The 1,036-nt window shown below is 47.5% G+C and carries 2 protein-coding genes; one reads left to right on the top strand and one right to left on the bottom strand.

Annotated elements, in window-relative coordinates:
* Positions 1-652, bottom strand: a 652-nt coding sequence (gene radC, locus KIV40_RS28845; RefSeq protein ID WP_285352649.1) for a DNA repair protein RadC, incomplete at its 3' end; no start/stop codon positions are given.
* Positions 653-871: 219 nt separating this feature from the next.
* Here radC and KIV40_RS28840 point away from each other — a divergent pair.
* On the top strand, positions 872-1,036 hold a 165-nt coding region (locus tag KIV40_RS28840; protein ID WP_285352650.1), incomplete at its 3' end, for a flavoprotein.

Here is a 1,036-nt window from a genome sequence, read left to right as displayed (position 1 = left end):
AAGAGACCACTTCACCGTCGCCAACCACAAAATGGTCAAGTACCCTAATGTCCACCAGCGCCAGCGCATCGGTTAATCTGCGCGTGATTCTTCTGTCTGCTTGGCTAGGCTCTGCGACACCAGAAGGGTGATTATGAGCTAATATCAGCGCAGCAGCGTTGTGAAACAGAGCCCGTTTGACGACTTCTCTGGGGTAAACAGACGCAGCGTCAATGGTGCCTTCAAACATCACCTCATCTTTAATCACTCGGTTCTGATTGTCTAAAAATAGGATATAGAAGGCTTCGCGTTGGCGATCCCTTAAAACACTCGAAAGATAGAGTTTTGTGTGAGTCGGGCTCGTTAGAGCATCGCCTCGGTTCAGTGTCTCGGCAAGATAGCGCTGCGTCATCTCTAGCACCGCTTGCAATTGAACATACTTGGCCTGTCCCATCCCTTTGTGCTGACAAAATTCTTCTTCAGTGGCTGAGAACAGCTTTCTTAAGGAGCCAAAGTCTTGAAGCAACTTATCGGCTAGCTCCAGTACATTCATACCTTGAGTCCCCGTTCTCAGGAAGATAGCCAGCAGTTCTGCGTCAGAAAGCGCCTCTGGGCCTCGTTGGATAAGCTTTTCGCGAGGCATCGACTCGCTGGGTAACCGATTCAAAAGCATGTACTAACACTCTCAAGCAGATCAAACCTCTAGATTAATCCCTTTCACAATAGAGATCGTTTATCCCTTTAATATTCAACAGCATCCTTAACATAACCGTGTAATTGATATGTTTGATAGCGTCAGTTTGATGAGCATCAAATCTCAGCCAGTTCCCTAACTAGGCACTCAACTTCTGTTCTGCTATCGTAAGTCCCAGAAAATTTAAGGAACAAAATCATGCAAACATCGGTTAATCAACAGACCCCAACTGAGCAACAAGGCTTGGCTGGTAAGAAGATCCTGCTCGGTATCAGTGGTGGTATTGCAGCGTATAAATGTGCAGAACTGACTCGCCGCTTGATCGAACGTGGCGCACAGGTCCGAGTCGTGATGACACACGCG

The sequence above is a fragment of the Vibrio sp. D173a genome (assembly GCF_030248475.1).
Note: the sequence above shows the minus strand (reverse complement) of the source record. Positions and strands in the feature narration are given on the sequence as shown.